We start from the raw sequence: 16931 nt of genomic DNA, 5'->3' as shown, positions 1-16931 counted from the left end.
CAAGGTGGAGCACGGCTCCGCACCCCCGGCGGAGCCGCCGGACCGGAAATCCCGTTGCCACCGGCACAACCGCACCGGATGCTGACTCATATGTTCGCCAGTCCCACCGAAACAGACATAGCGCCCAGCGGAAGCCTCCTCGGGCTCCTCCAGCGAGGGCGCGGCGACGGCTGGCTGCACGCACTGGCCGCGCCCCGGCCGGAGGCGGTGGCCGCCCTCGACCTGTGTGTGCTCCACGACCCCCGCCTGGACTGGCAGCTCGAACACCGCTCCCTCTACTACGCACGGCTCTACGCCGAGCTGGGCGCGGACCTCGGCGCCCTCGCGGCGCACCTGTTCCACCCCGACGACCTGTCCCGGCCCGAGGAGGAGAGGACCGGGCTCGCCCTGTCCGTCCTCGGCCACCTGACCTCGTACGACAACCGCGCGGCCCTCGACCTGCTGCGCCGCTACGCGGTCTCGGGCGCCAACTGGCGCTGGGCCCTCGACGAGCTGGCCGTCCGCGACGACGACGCCGCGCTCCGCGCCCTCGGTCCGGCCGTCCTGGACCGCTTCCCGGCCACGGAGGAGGGCGAGGCGGCGCTCGTCACCGCCGTCCGCGACGCGTTCGAACCCCGCCCCTGGCGCCTGTGGGCCGAGGACCCCGCCCGCCCGGCACAGCGCGCCCGCCTCGCCCGCGCGTCCGAGGGCGGTCACTTCACCCGATGGCAGCGCCAGCTCAGGCCCGCGGGCCCCCGCCCCGGCTGGAGCGTCGCCGCCGTCCTCGCCTGGGCGCTCGAAGGCTACGAGTCCGTCCCCCGCCAGTGGCGCGAGGCCCCGGCCGCCCGCTGCCTGTCCGCCGTGGCGGGCCCCGAGGACCGCCCGGCGCTGCTCAGCGCCGCCGCCGACGGCGAGCCGCCCGTCCGTGCCGCCGCCCTCAGGCATCTCGCCGAGCGCGACGACCCGGACGCGTGCGCGCTCATCGAGGCGGCCGCGGCCGCCGCCGACCCGGACGTGGCCCGCGCCGCGCTGACCGCCTTCGCCCGCATGTGCGGCCCCGGCGTCCTGCCGCAGGCGCGGCGGTGGGCCGGGCGCACGGACGCGCTCGGCACCACGGCCGCCACCGTCCTCGCCCGCCGCGGCGAGGAGAGCGACGCGCCGTCCGTGCTCGCCGCCCTGCACCACGTCCTGCGCACCGGCGGCGCCAACGCGGCGGAGACCCAGCCCCTCGTCGAGGGCGTCGGCCGCCTCACGGTCCGCCCCGCGGCCCCGCTCCTGCGGTACATCTACCGCGAGACCGCCTCCTCCCAGCTGCGCGGCCACACGGCGCGGGCGCTGGCCCGCGTCGATCCCGGCTTCGCGGCCGGCTTCGCCGTCGAGTGCCTCTGGGACTGCGAGGAGGACACGCGCGAGACCGGCGCCCGCCACGCCACCACGGGCGACACGCGCGTCATGGAGCGCCTGCGCCGCCTCGCCGCCGACCCGGCCGAGGAGGCCGCCGTCCAGACCGCCGTGCGCGGCCGGCTCGACGGCCCCGCCACGCCCTGAGGGCAACGCGTCAGCCCTGCCCCGCGTGCGGCGCGAACAGGTCGAGCAGCCGGGTCCGCTCCGAGCGGACCCGGGAGGCCAGGATCTCCGCGACGACCCGCAGCAGCCCGTAGCCGAACGCCGGGTCCCCGTCGCACAGCGCCTGCACCTCCGCGCCCCCGAACTCGTACGCCCGCACCGGGCTCAGCGCCTCCGCGCCGAAGTCCCACTCGTACGGCGGGAACAGCCACGACCAGCCCAGCAGCTCCCCCGTGTCCAGCGACGACACGGCCGTGGGCCGCCGCCCGCCGAGCCGCAGGTCGAGCCGGACGGTCCCCGACCTGATGATCCAGAACCGGTCCGCGCGCCCCCGTTCCTCGAAAATGCGTTCTCCCTGGCCGAACGAGACCTCCCGGGCGAGCGTCATCAGCCGGTCGCGGTCCTCCGGCGCCAGGGCCCTGAGCAGCCGTGGTGGTGCGGTCATCGTGCGCCTCCTCCCGTCGCGGGACGCGAGCCCGCGCGCCCGCCCTTCCATTGCACTCCCGCCCCCGCGCGACCGCATCCCTGCGGCGCCGACCCGTACGGCCGCGCCCGGGTCGCCGCGCCGCCGCGGCTGCCCCACAGTGGTCGGCAGGGGAGGGCTCTGGTCCGGCAGTCAGGCCGAGGGAGGAACGTGAGCGCCACCCCGCACCCGCCCGCCGGTCAGCTTCCCGGCGGAGCGTCGCTGCTGCTCGTGGTCGGTGCCGACGGTGAGATAAGGGCCCGCGCCGGTGACGCGGGCGGGCTGACCGAGGAGCTGACCGGCCGCCCGTTCGACGAACTCGCCGGACGGCTGCTGCCCGATCTGCTCGCCGACCCCGGGGCATGGGCCGTGCTCGCCGGGGCGGGCTCCCCCGTCCACCGCACCGTGGGGCTGCGCCACCAGGACGGCCGGGTGGCGGACGTCCGGCTGGACCTCTTCCCGATGGACACCCGGTCCGGCGTGGGCCCCCGCTTCCTCGCCGTCCTGACGCCCGGCCGCGCCGCGCGCCGCCAGGAAGAGGACCAGGCGCTGCTGCGGGCGCTGTTCGCCCAGCACCAGGTCGGCATCGCCATCCACGACGAGACGCTGCGCGTCACCCGCATGAACGCCACGTCGGGCCGCCACGGGACGGACGAGCCCGCCGCGCCCGCCTGGCCCGAGCTGCCGCAGCCGCTCGACGTCCTCATGCGGGCCGACGACGCCGCACACACCCTCGAACGGCTCGAACGCGTCGCCGCCACCGGTGAGCCGCTCATCTACTGGGAGCACTCCGCCCGCCTGGCCGCCGCGCCGGAACGCGACCGCGTCCTCGCCGTCACCGCCCTGCGCCTGAAGGACACCGACCACCGCGTCCTCGGCGTCGTCAGCATCTACACCGACATCACCGAGCAGCACCTGGCACGCCGCCGCCTCGCGATGCTCCACGCGGCGGCCGAACGCATCGGGCCGTCCCTCGACGTCACCCGCAACGCCGAGGAGCTTGCCGGGCTGCTGGTCCCCGACTTCGCGGACATCGCCACGGTCGACCTCGGCGACGCCGTGCTGAGCGGGGACGACCCGGGCCCCACGCTGATCGGCCCGCCCGTGCGCCGCGTCGCCGCCATCAGCGCGGACGGCGGCTGGCCCGACGGGCTGCACCGCGCGGGGGCGGTCTTCCGCGTCAAGGGCAAGAGCATCGCGGGCCTGCAGGACCACGCCGTACTCGAACCGCCGGAGGACTCGGTCGTCTCCGTCCCGGTCGGCACGGTCACCGACGAGGGCCCGTACGCCAGCGAGGGCATCGGGCTGATGCCGCCCGCGCCGGGCTCGCGGATGCTCGTGCCGCTGCGCGCCCGAGGCCAGGAACTGGGCGTCCTGGTGCTGTGGCGCGCGCAGGGGAACCCCCCGTTCTCCCGCATGGACGCCGACCTCGCCGAGGAGATCGGCTCCCGCGCCGCCCTCAGCCTCGACAACGCCCGCCGCTACACCCGCGAACACCGCACCCTGGAGACCCTCCAGCGCAGCCTGCTGCCGCAGCCCGTCTTCGAACTGCCCGGCGCCCACACGGCCGGCAGCTACATCCCCGCCGCCACAGCGGCCGGACTGGGCGGCAGCTGGTACGACGTCATCCCCCTGTCGTCGGCGCGCGTCGCGTTCGTCATCGGCGACGTCGCGGGCCACGGCCTCAACGCCACCGCCACGATGGGGCGGCTGCGCACCGCCGTGCAGACCCTCGCCGACCTGGACCTCGCCCCCGACGAACTCCTCACCCGGCTCGACGACCTGGCCATCCGGCTCGCCGACACCCAGCCGGACGGCGGCACGAGCCCCGGCGGCGCGGTCGGCGCCACCTGCCTCTACTGCGTGTACGACCCCGTGTCGGGCCAGTGCGTCCTGGCCGCCGCGGGCCGCGTCCCGCCCCTGCTGGCGCTGCCAGGACGTGCCGCCGAGGAGATCGCCCTGAAGGCGGGGCCGCCCCTCGGCGTCGGCGGCACACCGTTCGAATCCGTACGCGTCAGGCTCGACCCCGGCAGCCTCCTCGTCCTCTTCAGCCAGGAACTCGTCGCGCCGGGGCCCGACGGCCGCAGCTCCGAGGAACGCATGGCGCTGCTGCGCGAGCGCGTCACCGAGGAGGCCGCGCACTCCCGTTCGCCCGCCGACACAGGACGCGCCCTGCTCGACGCGCTGCTGCCCGGCCGCGCGCCCGACAACGACGTGGCGCTCCTCGTCGCACGCGTCCAGCCGCTCCCGCCCGACGCCACCGCCGACTGGGAGTTCCCGGCCGACGCGGAGGTCGTCGGCCGGGCCCGCGACGCCGTCATCGGCCAGCTCAAGAGCTGGAACCTGACCGGGAACGCGTTCCCCACCGAACTCATCGTCAGCGAACTCGTCACCAACGCCATCCGGTACGCGGGCGGCCCCATCGGGCTGCGGCTCATCCTCAACGACAGCCTGGTCTGCGAGGTGTCCGACCCCAGCGAGACCCAGCCGCACCTGCGGCGCGCGCGCCCGACCGACGAGGGCGGCCGCGGCCTGTTCCTCGTCGCCCAGCTCGCCCACCGCTGGGGCAGCCGCTACACCGGCGCGGGCAAGACGATCTGGACCGAACAGCCCCTGGACCGGAACTGAACCGGGACCGGCCATGACCACAGACCCCACCCCGGAGACCCCGGACAGCGCCCCCGCCCCCGGCCACCCCGCCGAGGAGACGTCCCGCCACACCACCGGCGGACGCGAGGCCGTCACCCTGCCCGGGAGCCTGCTCGACACCCTCACCATCGCCGGGATCGTCCTGGACGAGGCGGGCCGCGTCCTCCTGTGGGGCTCCGGCGCCGAACGCCTCTTCGGCCACTCCGCCGAGGCCGTCACGGGCCGCCCCGTCACCCAGCTCCTCGGCCCCGGCAGGCCGCGCCGCCTCGCCGAGATGTGGCTGCGTCACCCCGGCGGCCCCGACTGGTCGGGCAGCCTGCCCGTGCGGTTCGCCGACGGCCTGCTGCGGCGCGCCGAGTTCCGCGCCCAGTGGACGGCCGGCATGGGCGGCGACCCGCGCGCGCTCGTCATCGCGGCGGACACCGGCACAGTGCGCCGCCTGGAGACAGACCTCGCGCTGTCCGCCGCCATCGTGGACCAGTCGCCGCTGGCGATCGGCCTGTTCGACGCCAAGCTCCACTGGGTGCGGGCCAACGCGGCGCTCCAGGAGATGGTCGGCGTGCCGGCCGACCGGCTGATCGGCCACGGCTTCGGCGAGGTGCTGCGCGAGACCGACCTGTCGGTCATCGAGGAGGCGCTGCGGCACGTCCTGGAGACCGGCGAACCGCTCCTCGGCCAGAGCGTCACCGCCCGGCCGCCCGCCGACCCGGCGCACGAGCACGTCTGGTCCGTCTCCTACTACCGCGTCGCCGTCCCGCGCGGCCGCACCTGCGGCGTCGTCGGCCTCGCGATCGACATCACCGAACGCCGCAACGCCGTCGCCGGGCTCGCCGCCGCCCGCAGCCGGCTCGCCCTGATCGCCGAGGCGGGCGCCGCCATCGGCACCACACTCGACCTGGCCACCACCGCCCGCGAGCTGGCGGACGCCACCGTCACCCGGCTCGCCGACCTGGCCACCGTGGACATCCTCGAAGCGGTCCTGGACGAGGCGCCCGGCGCGTCCGTGGCCCGCGAGGGCCCCGCCCGCTTCCGCACCCTCGCCGCCACGGCCTGCGACGGCAGCCAGGGAGCCTGCGCCGCCTACCCGGTCGGCAAGGCCGGGAGCTACGACGCCTCGCCGATCGTGACCGGCGTCGTCCGTACCGGCAAGGGCCGCCTCCTGCCCCGCCTCGGGCCCGACCAGCTGCAGGGGATCGCGCGGGACGACGAGGCCGCCGCCATCCTGCGCGACACCGGCGTGCACTCGGCGCTCGTCGTCCCGCTCACCGCGCGCGGCGACGTCCTCGGCACCCTGACCCTGTGCCGTACGCGCAACCGCAGCCCGTTCGACACCGACGACCTCGCCCTCGCCACCGAACTGGCCGCACGCGCCGCCATCAGCGTGGACAACGCCCGGCTCTACAGCCGCGAACGCAACACCGCGCTGATCCTCCAGCGCAGCATGCGGCCCCAGCTCCCCGAGGGCGACGACATCGACGTCGCCCTGCGCTACCTCCCCGCCATCAGCGAGGCGGGCGGCGACTGGTGCGACGTGCTGCGGCTGCCGGGCGGGCGGATCGGCCTCGTCGTCGGCGACGTCATGGGCAAGGGCGTGCACGCCGCCGCCATCATGGGCCAACTGCGGTCCACCATCCGCGCCCTGGCCCGGCTCGACCTGACGCCCGACGCGCTCCTCGGCCACCTGGAGGACACCGTCGAGTCCCTCGGCGACACGACCGCCACCTGCGTCTACGCCATCCTCGACCCCGTCGCGGGCCACTGCGACATCGCCAGCGCGGGCCACCTGCCGCCGGTCCTCGTCCAGCCGGACGGCACCGCCGAACTCCTCGACCTCCCCAACGCGGTGCCGCTCGGCGTGGGCGGCGTCCCGTTCACCTCCCACCGGCGCGACCTGCGGGACGGTGCCACCATCGCCCTGTTCACCGACGGGCTGGTGGAGGAGCGCGACGCGCCCATCGACGCCGGGCTGAACGCGATGCGGGACCTGCTCCAGGACGTGTCCGGTTCCCTGGAGGAGACCTGCGACCGCGTCCTGCACGGCCTGCGCCCCACCACGCCCACGGACGACGTCGCCCTCCTGCTGGCGCGCAACCACCGCCCGCGCTGAGCCCGTTCCCCGACCGGGACAACAGCCGCATCCGGCCCGAATCGCTCGATGTCAGTGTCACCGCCTAGGGTGTGCCACGTGACCGCAGCAGCCCTGCCGGACGGATCGCCCGTCGGCCTCAGAGCACCCCTCGGCCGACCCGCGCCGGGCCCCGCCGCGGACGAGGGCCTGGCGCGTCGCCTCCGCGCGCTCGCCTGCACGGCGCCGCTGCACGACCTCGACGTCCGCAAGGCCAACCTCGCGGGAGAGTACAGCACTTACAGCATGGCCGAGGTCGCGCTCGCCGCCATCGACGCGGTCACCCTCGCCATGGACTTCGACACCGGCGCCGACCACGAACTGGTCGTCGCCCGCCTCCTGCCCCGCGTCGCCGCGCAGGCCCCGGCACGCCCCGCCGCCGAGCACGAACGCGTCGCCCGCTGGGTCCTGGACAACCTGATCAACGTCGGCAGCGTCGACCGCGGCTTCCGCGCCGTCTACGGCACCTTCGGCCCCGAGGGCGCGTACGTGCGCCGCGACTACGACTTCAAGCTCATCGAGGAGGTCCCCGGCCCCGGCGGCGGCGTGTGGCTGCGCACCACCGACGAGGCGGTCAACGTCCTCGTCGGCGCCCTCGACACCGACGTCACCAGCGCCCAGATCGCCGCCGAGGTCAAACTCGACGTTCTCGTCGCCAGGGGCCGCCTCGCCGACGCCCAGCTCGCCGCCGAACAGGCCCGCTACCGCACCGTCCAGTACGCCGAGACCCTGCGGCGCACCCTGGAGAGCACCCGCCGCGACGTGCGCTCCGTCGACTGGCTGCACGCCGTCCCCGACATGATCACCGAGGCGCTCGACCACATCGCCGACCGCTACCGGCACGAGAACGCGATCCTCACCAACATCCGCCGCGCCCGCGACGAGGCCACCGCCTCCGGGCACCGGCTGCGCGCCGCCGAACTCGTGGACATCGTCAAGGACTGCATCCGCCGCCACACCCAGCTCCAGTCCCGGCTGCTCGAAGCGGGACCGCTGTTCCGCGCCGAGCAGGACCGGCAGGCCTTCCGCGCCCCCGCCGCCCGCGCGGGCGCCGACCTGTACGGGCAGCTCCTCGCGCCGCTGCTCACCGAGCCGGTCGAGCGCGCCGTTCGCGTCACCGACGCCTGGTTCGCCCGCGCGACCGGGCCCCGCCCGCCGGGCGCCGTACGCCTCACCGACCTCACCGAGCTGCTCCTCACCCCGCCCGCGCCCCGCGAACACCTCGGCGCCGAACTGCCCGAGCCCGACCTCGTCGCCACCCCCGACGACAGCCGCTTCAGCGAGGAGCAGCTCGCCACCGCCCTCGAACTGCTGCGGCTCCCCGAGGACGCGCCCCGCCGCCTGTCCGGCCTGCTCGCCGAGGCGCGCCGTCGCGACCCCGAACTGCCCCACCTCGTCGCCCTCCTCGCCGTCCACGCCGCCAGCCCCCCGGTCGGCACCGCCTACCGCCAGGGCGAGCCCCGGCTGCTGTTCGCGGTGGACGACGGCACCGAGCTGACGGACCCCGACATCGGCGGCGCCGACCTCATCGTCGGCACCGCCCTGCTGGACGCGGCCGGGATGGCCGCCGAGCGGACGGAAGGCACCGCATGACCGACACGCAGCGGCCCCCCGCCGCACCCGTCACCCCGGCCGACGCCGCCGACGCCGCACGGCTGGTGTCCTTCGGCCTCCAGCCCAGGACGTCCCCGGCGCGCGACGCCGAGTACGGCGCCCTGCTGCGCCGCTACCAGGAGGAGCCGCCGTTCGCCCGGCTCGCCGACGCGGTCGCCGCCGGACTCGGCCTGGTCGTCCTCGAAGTGTCCCCGCGCGCCGGGATGGCCGTCGCGGCGGCCGAGGACTCCGTGTTCGCCGTGCGGATGAGCGAGTACGCCCGCCGCGCCGCCGCCGAGACGGCGGACCGCTTCCTGCACGGCCTGGCCCATCTCGCGGTGGCCGCCCTCGCGTTCCCCCGCCCCGCCGACCTCGCCGACGACGGCTACATCGGCCGCGTCACCGTCAACGGCGTGGAGGCGTTCGTCCGCCAGGCCTGCCGCCGCCTGGAGGAACAGGCCGCCGCCGAGGGCGAGAACACCGACCCGGCCACCGACGCCCCCGGCCTCGAAGCCGCCTGGCGCGTCTGGTCGCGGCGCACCGCGACCGGCGCGACCAAGGACGCGCGGCGCCTCGCCGGCTCCACCACCGGCATCGTCGGCAAGGCCGTCGCGTTCCTCGCCGACTCGGGCTTCCTCCAGCGCACCGGCGACGACGGGGGCGGCACCTACCGCACCACCGCCCGCTACCAGCTGCAGGTCCGCGAGCTGGCCGCGAGCAGCGCCATGGCCGAGCTGCTGGCACTCGGCGTCGTCCCGGTCAGCGACGGCAGCGGCTCCCTCGTGCCCCCCACCGACGACGACGCGCTCGGCCTGGTGCCGGACGCCGGCCTCCCGTTCCACGGTTAAGGACCCCACCCGATGTACGAGCTGGCCCGCATCCGCCTCTACTCCATCGGCCCGGCAGGCGCCCGGTACGCCGACACGGTCCTCGACCTGCGGGGTGTCGGCGACCCGGTGCCGAAGCCCGCGCCCGCCCAGGCGGACTTCTTCGAGGACGAGCCGCAGGGGCCGCCCCGCAGGCCCGCCCCCGCCGGCGTCCTGTTCCTGGAGAACGGCGGCGGCAAGTCGGTCCTGCTCAAGCTGATCTTCTCCGTCATGCTCCCGGGCCACCGCAACACGCTGGGCGGCGCCAGCTCCGGCGTGCTGCGCAAGTTCCTCCTCGCCGACGACTGCGGCCACGTCGCCCTCGAATGGCAGCACACCCTGACCGGCGAGACCATCGTCGTCGGCAAGGTCAGCGAGTGGCGCGGCCACCAGGTCTCCAGCGACCCGCGCCGCTTCGCCGAGGCGTGGTACTCGTTCCGGCCGGGCCCCGGCATGAGCCTGGACTCGCTGCCCGTCGCCGAGTCCACCGCCCTGCGTCCGCGCGCCGACGGTTCCTCCGGGGCCAGGGGGCGCCGCCGCACCATGAAGGGTTTCCGCGATGTCCTCACCGAGACGGCCAAGGCGTACCCGAACCTCGACGTCGTCTGGGAGGAGATCCACGAGCGCTGGATCGACCACCTCAGCGCCCTCGGCCTCGACCCCGAACTCTTCCGCTACCAGCGCGAGATGAACGCGGACGAGGGCGAGGCCGCGGGCCTGTTCGCCGTCCGCCGCGACGCGGACTTCACCGACCTGCTGCTGCGCGCCGTCACCGACACCCGGGACACCGACGGCCTCGCCGACCTCGTCCACGGCTTCGCCCACAAGCTCGGCCGCCGCGCCGAGCTGTCCGCAGAGCGCGACTTCACCGCGGGCTCCGTCGACCTGCTCACCCGCATCGGCGAGTCGGCCGCCGAGCGCGACGCGGCCCGCGCCGTCCACACCGCCGCCGAACGCCGCGCCCGCGCCCTCGCCCAGCGCCTCACCGCGCGCGGCCGGGACGAACGGGAGCGCGCCGCCGTGCTCGCCGACCGGGTCGCGGACGCCGCCCGCACCGTGGCCGACGCCGAACGGACCCGTGGCCTCGCGGCCCGCACCGCCGCCGAACTCGCCTACCGCCACGCCTCGCTCGCCCTCGCCGCCGCCGAGAAGGCCGCCACCGCGCAGCGCCGCGAACTGACCGACGCCCGCACCCTCCAGGCCGCCTGGCAGGCCGCCGAGACCGTCCTCCAGCACCGCGCGGCAGCCGACCGCGCCGCCCGGGTCGCCGCCGCCATCCGCGAGGCCGAACGGGACGCCGCGCCCGCCCTCGCCGCCCGCGGCCGCGCCGCCGCCGCCCTGGTGCGCGCCCTGCACACCGCGGCCGCCGAGAGCGAACGCGTCGCCACCGGGCACGAGGAGCGGTCCGCCGCCCTCCAGGCCGGGGCGGAGGCCGCCCACCGCGACGCCACCACGGCCGCCACCGAGGCGCAGCGCGCCCGCAGCGAGGCCGAGCACCTGCGGCAGCGGCTCGCCGAGATGGACCAGGAGACCGAACGCGCGGTCGGCGCCGGATGGCTGGACGGCGCCGACCCGGCCCGCGCCGCCCTCGCGGCCGAGGACGCCGCCCAGACCGCCGCCGCCGCGTTCGAGTCCGCCCGCGAGGCCGCCGCCCGCACGGCCGACCACGCCCGGCAGACCGCCGCCGCGCACGGCCGCGCCGAACTGGCCGCGGCGCGCGCCGCGGACGCCGCGGAGGCCACCCGCGCGGCATGGCAGGGCGAGCACCGCACGGCCGCCGCGCTCGCCGCCGAGCCGCGCCTCGCCGAACTCTTGGGCCTGCCCGCCATCGGCACGGCCGCGGACGACCCCGGCGCCGCCCCCGCGCTCACGGCCGGGGAACTCGATCGCGCCGCCGACGAACTGGCCGGTCTCCTCGACGAACGCACCACCGCCGACGAACGCCGCCTCTTCGACCTGCGGACCGCTGCGGCGGACGACGCCCGCATCCTCGCCGCCCTCGGCGACGGCGGCCTCCTGCCCCCGGGCCCCGACGTCCTGGCCACCGTCGAACACCTCGGCGAGCACGGCATCCCGGCGCTCCCCGGCTGGCGCTACCTCGCCCAGGCCGTGGACCCGGCGGACCACGCCACCGTCCTGGCCGCCCGCCCGGAACTGGTCGACGGCGTCGTCGTCACCGACCCGGCGAGCCACGCGCGGGCCCGCGAGGTCCTCGCCCAGGCGGCCCTCCTCCCGCGCTCCGCCGTCGCCGTCGGCACGGCCGCCGCGCTGCTCGCCCCCACCCCGCCCCCGGCGGACCGGGACAGCGGCGTGTTCCTCGTGCCGCCCAACCCCGCGATGCACGACGAGCGCGCCGCCGACGACGAACGGCAGGCCCTGCGCCGCCGCGCCGCCGACCGCGACACCGATATCCGCGCCCTCGCCGCCCGCACGGCGGCGGAGCGCGCCCTCGCCGCGCGCCTCGCCTCCTGGCGCGCGGGCTGCCCCGCGGGGCGGCTCACCGAACTCGCCGCCGCCGCGGAGCGCGCCTCCACCGAGGCCGACGCCGCCCACCGCCGCCTTACCGAGGCCGACGCCGCCCGCGCCGAGGCGGACGACGCGGCGGCGGAGGCGGCCCGCGCGCGCGACGAGCGCCAGGACGCCGCACAGCGCGCCCGCCGCGCCGCCGACGCGCTCGCCGGGCTCGCGTTCCGCCTGCGCGAGCGGCCCAGGCAGCAGGCCAGGCTGCGGGAGCTGGCCGCCGAGACGGCCGAGGCGGAGGCGCGCGCCGCCGCGTTCCTCGACCGCGCCCGCGCCGCCGACGAGGACCGCCGCGCCGTCCAGCGCGCAGCCGACGACGCGCGCCGTACGGCCCGCGCGCTCCGCGCGGAACGGGCCGAGGTCACCGGCGCCCCCGACCTCGCCGACGACCCCGACCTCGCCGACGGGCCGGAGGCGTCCGGCGCGGAGAAGGCGGAGAAAGCGGAGAAGGACGCCAAGGGGAAGCGCCAGGGCAGCCCGGCGTCGCTCCCCGCGCTGCGCGAGGCGTACCGCTCGGCGTCCCAGCTCTACGAGAAGGTCGGCGTCGGCGCGGACCTCCGCGCGGAGCAGGCCCGCGCCGAGAGCGAGGAGAGCGCCGCGCTCGCCGCCCTCGACCGCCTCAGCAACAAGGTCCGCACCCGCGCCGCCCGCCTGCTGGAGGGCACCGAGGGCGCCGACGGCCCCTCGCGGCAGGCCGCAGCCGCCCGCGCCGAGTCCCTCGTCCAGCTGCTGGAGACCCGCGCCTCTGCGGCAAGCGAGCAGCTCGGCCGCCTGCGCGGCGAGGCGGAACGGCTCGCCCCCGCCGAGGGCATCAGCCACATCGAGCTGCCCCCCGACGCGATCCCCGTCGACGCCGACCGCGCCCGCGACCTCCTGCGCGAGGCCACCACCGCCCTCGCCGCCCACGACGACGCCCTCGCCACCGCCCGCGACACCCACGAGGACCTGCTGCGCGACCACCGGGCGGCCCAGGACGCGGCCGGCGGCTTCGAGGAGATCGCCGCCCTCCTGCGCGACCTGCTGCGCGACCCGCCCCCGGGCCACGGCCCCGCCGAAGGGGACACCCCCGCGGCCACGGGACAGGACGAGGACGAGCCGTACGCGGGCACCCTCGCCGAGGCCAGGCAGACGGCGACCGACACACGCCGCTCCCTCCGTGCGAGCGCCGCGGCGCTGGCCACCGCGGAGGCCGCCGTCCGCGAGGCGTCCGACCGCCTCGTCCGGCACGCCAACTCCACGCGCTACGAGCAGGTCCGCACGCCCGCCAGGCAGCAGATCCGCGAACTGCCCGCCGCCGCCCTGCCCGCGCACGCCGCCGCCTGGTCCGAGGCGTTCGCCCCGCGCCTGCGCGTCCTCACCGACGAACTGGCCCAGCTCGAACGCAACCGCGACAGCATCACCGACCGCCTGCGCGGCCTCGTCGAGTCGTCCCTCGCCACGCTCCGCGCCGCGCAGCGGCTCTCCCGGCTGCCCGAGGGGCTGGGGGAGTGGTCGGGGCAGGAGTTCCTGCGCATCCGCTTCGAGGACCCGGACCAGGCGACCCTCGCCGAACGGCTCGGCGAGGTCGTCGACGAGACCACGAGCGCCGCCGTCAAGAAGAACTCCGATCTGCGCCGCGACGGCATGTCGCTGCTCCTGCGCGGCGTCCACGCGGCGCTCCAGCCGCGCGGCGTGCGCGTCGAGATCCTCAAGCCGGACGCCGTGCTGCGCGCGGAACGCGTCCCCGTCGGGCAGATGGGCGACGTCTTCTCCGGCGGCCAGCTCCTCACTGCCGCCATCGCGCTCTACTGCACGATGGCCGCCCTGCGCAGCAACGACCGCGGCCACGACCGCCACCGGCACGCGGGCACGCTGTTCCTCGACAACCCCATCGGCCGCGCCAACGCCACATACCTGCTGGAGCTGCAGCGCGCCGTCGCCGACGCCCTCGGCGTGCAACTCCTCTACACCACAGGGCTGTTCGACACGACGGCGCTGGCCGAGTTCCCCCTCGTCATCCGGCTGCGGAACGACGCGGACCTCCGCGCGGGCCTGAAGTACATCAGCGTCGAGGAGCACCTGCGGCCGGGGCTGCCCCGTACCGACCCCGACGCCGCGACCGTGCACGGCGAGATCACGGCGACCCGCGTGTACCGCCGCCCGCCGCCCGCGCCGGGGGAGGCGGAGGCCGCCGTCCCCGCGTCCTGACGCGCCGGCGGCCCGTCAGGACCGCCGCAGCGGCCGCTCCCGCGCCGCGCTGCTCGGCACGGAGACGACCCCGTGCCGCTGCCGCCACTGCTGCCGCGTGACCCAGATGTCGAGCACCGACCAGGTGGACACCACGCTGCTCGCCAGCGTGGCCACCAGCATGGGGAACGCCAGCCACGATCCGGCCAGCGTGCTCAGCAGCACGACGACGAGCTGACTGAGGGTCAGTGCGATGATGATCCCCGCACGCACACACGCCGCCCGCACCGGGTCCGGCATACGCCGTCTCGCGTACACGCCGCCTTCGCTTCCTGCACCGTCGGATGCGCGGAAATGCCCGCGGTGCCCATGGTAGAACGCCTTGCGCCGTCCCGGGGGACGGACGAGGATGAAGCGCCTGTACGCCAACTCACGCCGCGCACGGCCCCGTCCGGCCCGTCCGATACGCACCCCCCGTCCCAGCGCCGGTAGTAGGCTCGCGCTGGCGGACGCGGTAACCCCACAGGCCGATTCGATCCAAGGGGAGGGCATGCGCTTTCGCGGCAAGTCGATCCGGCGGAAGGTGGCGGCGCTGGTCCTGGTGCCGTCGCTGTCCCTCGTCGTGCTGTGGGCCCTGGCCACGGCCGTCGCGATATCCGACGCGCGGCGCGCGGGCGCGTCAGGCGACGCCGCCGACACCCTGACGGACCCCGTGCTCGACGTGGTCGACGCCGTGCAGGACGAACGCCGCCAGACCCTCGTGCACCTCGCCGACCCCCGCCGCGCCGAGGGCCTCGACGCCCTGACCGCGACCCGCGAGGCGGCCGACGCCGCCGCGGAGCGCGTGCGCGGGCTCGCGGACGACGCGGGCGACGGCCTCGGCACCACCGCGCGCGCCCGGCTCGACGGCCTGCTCGGCGCGCTGGACGAACTCGCGCGCCTGCGCGAGGCGGTGGGCAGCAACACGACCTCGCGCCCGGACGCCCTCGACGCGTACACGGACGTGATCGCCCCCGCGTTCCGGCTGCTCGACGCCCTGCGCCCGGCCGCCGACCCGGACCACGACGCGCAGGGCGGCGCCGTCGTCGGCCTCGGACGCGTCCGCGACCTGCTCTCGCAGGAGGACGCGCTGGTCGCCGGCGCCCTCGCCTTCGGCCGCACCACGGACGGCGAACTCCGGGCCCTCACCGACCTCGTGGCCCAGCGGCGGCTGACCCTGGACACCGCCCTGCCCGAACTGCCGGTGGAGGACCGGGAGGCGTTCGAGGAGTTCACCGGCGGCGGCACCGTCGGCGTGCTCACCGGCGCGGAGGAGAACCTCCTCGCGGGCCGCACCGCCACCGTCCAGTCCGACCGCTGGGAGGCCGCGACCACCACCGCGCTCGACGAACTGGCCGGCCTCGCCGACCAGGCGCGCGACCGCTACCGCGACGCCGTCGCGCCGGGCGCGTCGGGCCCGCGCGACCGCGCCATGCTGCTCGCCGCACTCGGCCTCGCCGCCCTCGCGCTCACCGCGTACGTCGCCGCCCGCGTCGGCCGCGGCCTCATCCGCGACATGCGCGCCCTCGCCCGCGAGGCCACCGACACCGCCGAGGTCCGGCTGCCGGGCGTGACGCGCAGACTCGCGGCCGGGGAGCACATCGACGTCGAGACCGAGGCGCCGCTGCTCGACTACGGCCCCGACGAGATGGGCCGCGTCGGCCAGGCGCTCAACACCCTCCAGCGCGCCGCCGTCTCCGCCACCGTCGACAGGGCCCGTACGCAGCGCGGCGTCTCCGAGGTGTTCGTGAACCTCGCGCGCCGCAGCCAGGTGCTCCTGCACCGGCAGCTCAACCTCATCGAGTCGCTGGAGCGCAGGACCGACGACCCCGAGGACGCCGGCGACCTCGTCCGCGCCGCCCACCTCGCCGCCCGCATGCGGCGGCACGCCGAGGGGCTCGTGATCCTCTCGGGCGCCGCGCCCGCGCGCCAGTGGCGCAAGCCGGAGACGCTGATGGACGTCGTGCGCGCGGCGGTCGGCGAGGTCGAGGACTTCGAACGGATCGAGGTCCGCATGCTGCCGCCGCTCACCGTGGAGGGCGGCGCGGTCGCCGACCTCGTCCACCTCGTCGCCGAACTGCTGGAGAACGCCACGCTGTTCTCCCCGCCGCACACGGCCGTGCAGGTCAGCGGCGAGCGGGTCCCGCACGGCTTCACGCTGGAGATCCACGACCGGGGCCTCGGCATGACGGCCGACGCGCTGCACGAGGCGAACCGGCGGCTCACCGGCGACCCGGACTTCGAGCCGTCCGACACGGACCGCGTCGGCCTGTTCGTCGTCGCACGGCTCGCCGCGCGGCACGGCATCCGCGTCGCGCTCGGCGAGTCGCCGTACGGCGGCACCACCGCCGTCACCCTGATCCCCGGCGAACTGCTGTCCGAGGCCAGGGAGGAGCCCGCCGCGCGGCTCCCGCACACCCCCGGCAGGCCCGCCCTGCACGGCGGCGCGGTGGACGGGCCCGTGGAACTTGAGGGGCACGTCCCGCACGGCGGCCAGGACCCGGGCCGCTCCCGGGAGACCGACGGCGGCCACGAACGGGCCCGCCCCGCCGAACGCACGGGCGCCCGCCCCGACCTGCCGCGCAGACACCGCGCGCCCGTCCTCGTCGCCGACCACGGGCGCCCCGTCGGCCCCGGCGCGGACGACGCCCCCGCCGCCCCCGCCCCGCCCGTCCCCGGGACCGGCACGCGCGGCACCGGCCCGGCCGAGCCCACCGCACCGCCCACCACCGCCACCGGCCTGCCCCGCCGCGTACGCCGCGTACAGGCCGTCCCCAGCGACCCCGAGCCCGAGCCCGCCGGACACCCCGGCCCCGACGACGGCGACCCCGTACCGGACGCCGAGGAGGCACGCGCCCGCATGGCGGCGCTCCAGCGCGGCTGGCAGCGCGGCAGGGAGCAGAACGGCGGACGGCGCGGACGCCCGCCCGAATGACACACCGTCCCCAGCGACACCCGTGAGGCA

Annotated in this window: 9 protein-coding genes; 7 read left to right on the top strand and 2 right to left on the bottom strand. The window is 76.9% G+C overall.

The features are described 5' to 3' along the window. Positions 1-90 precede the first annotated feature (90 nt). Positions 91-1527, top strand: a complete 1437-nt coding sequence (locus ACIBPC_RS12185; RefSeq protein ID WP_398843452.1) for a HEAT repeat domain-containing protein — start codon at positions 91-93, stop codon at positions 1525-1527. 10 nt (positions 1528-1537) lie between these two features. On the opposite strand, the gene ACIBPC_RS12180 is transcribed toward ACIBPC_RS12185, so the two are convergent. Further along, positions 1538-1990 (bottom strand): cyclic nucleotide-binding domain-containing protein, encoded by a 453-nt coding sequence (locus ACIBPC_RS12180; protein ID WP_362958912.1) that lies wholly within the window; start codon positions 1988-1990, stop codon positions 1538-1540. Between the two features lie 189 nt (positions 1991-2179). On the opposite strand from ACIBPC_RS12180, the gene ACIBPC_RS12175 reads away from it, so the two are divergent. The 5 genes from ACIBPC_RS12175 to ACIBPC_RS12155 are packed head-to-tail and all read left to right on the top strand — an operon-like array spanning position 2180 to position 13948. Next, on the top strand, positions 2180-4636 hold the full coding sequence (locus ACIBPC_RS12175; protein ID WP_362958914.1) for a SpoIIE family protein phosphatase: 2457 nt from the start codon (positions 2180-2182) through the stop codon (positions 4634-4636). A 13-nt stretch (positions 4637-4649) separates the two neighbouring features. Further along, positions 4650-6764, top strand: a complete 2115-nt coding sequence (locus ACIBPC_RS12170; protein WP_398843449.1) for a SpoIIE family protein phosphatase — start codon at positions 4650-4652, stop codon at positions 6762-6764. A 48-nt stretch (positions 6765-6812) separates the two neighbouring features. Next, positions 6813-8375 carry a hypothetical protein gene (locus tag ACIBPC_RS12165; protein WP_398843446.1) on the top strand — a complete coding sequence of 521 codons (1563 nt, stop codon included), beginning with the start codon at positions 6813-6815 and terminating at the stop codon, positions 8373-8375. Further along, positions 8372-9223, top strand: coding sequence for a hypothetical protein (locus ACIBPC_RS12160; protein ID WP_398843444.1), 852 nt, complete (start codon positions 8372-8374; stop codon positions 9221-9223). Before ACIBPC_RS12165 ends, ACIBPC_RS12160 begins: the two co-directional genes overlap by 4 nt. A gap of 12 nt (positions 9224-9235) precedes the next feature. After that, the gene (locus ACIBPC_RS12155) at positions 9236-13948 is read left to right on the top strand and encodes a hypothetical protein (RefSeq protein WP_398843442.1); all 4713 of its coding nucleotides are present in this window, start codon (positions 9236-9238) and stop codon (positions 13946-13948) included. Between the two features lie 15 nt (positions 13949-13963). On the opposite strand, the gene ACIBPC_RS12150 is transcribed toward ACIBPC_RS12155, so the two are convergent. Beyond that, complete coding sequence (locus tag ACIBPC_RS12150) at positions 13964-14200, bottom strand: hypothetical protein (protein WP_398843440.1); 237 nt, start codon at positions 14198-14200, stop codon at positions 13964-13966. Positions 14201-14477: 277 nt separating this feature from the next. Between ACIBPC_RS12150 and ACIBPC_RS12145 the strand changes: the two genes are divergently transcribed. Further along, positions 14478-16901: a nitrate- and nitrite sensing domain-containing protein gene (locus tag ACIBPC_RS12145; RefSeq protein ID WP_398843438.1), complete on the top strand. Its 2424-nt coding sequence runs from the start codon at positions 14478-14480 to the stop codon at positions 16899-16901. The last annotated feature ends 30 nt before the right edge of the window (positions 16902-16931 follow it).

The sequence above is a fragment of the Streptomyces sp. NPDC049879 genome, from assembly GCF_044461265.1.
Classification (GTDB): Bacteria; Actinomycetota; Actinomycetes; order Streptomycetales; family Streptomycetaceae; genus Streptomyces.
This window is presented reverse-complemented; position numbering and strand designations above follow the sequence as displayed.

Bases quoted from the DNA above. Each gene is read 5' to 3' on its own strand.
- ACIBPC_RS12185 (WP_398843452.1), top strand. From the start codon at position 91: ATGTTCGCCAGTCCCACCGAAACAGACATAGCGCCCAGCGGAAGCCTC.
- ACIBPC_RS12180 (WP_362958912.1), bottom strand. From the start codon at position 1,990: ATGACCGCACCACCACGGCTGCTCAGGGCCCTGGCGCCGGAGGACCGC.
- ACIBPC_RS12170 (WP_398843449.1), top strand. From the start codon at position 4,650: ATGACCACAGACCCCACCCCGGAGACCCCGGACAGCGCCCCCGCCCCC.
- ACIBPC_RS12165 (WP_398843446.1), top strand. From the start codon at position 6,813: ATGTCAGTGTCACCGCCTAGGGTGTGCCACGTGACCGCAGCAGCCCTG.
- ACIBPC_RS12160 (WP_398843444.1), top strand. From the start codon at position 8,372: ATGACCGACACGCAGCGGCCCCCCGCCGCACCCGTCACCCCGGCCGAC.
- ACIBPC_RS12155 (WP_398843442.1), top strand. From the start codon at position 9,236: ATGTACGAGCTGGCCCGCATCCGCCTCTACTCCATCGGCCCGGCAGGC.
- ACIBPC_RS12145 (WP_398843438.1), top strand. From the start codon at position 14,478: ATGCGCTTTCGCGGCAAGTCGATCCGGCGGAAGGTGGCGGCGCTGGTC.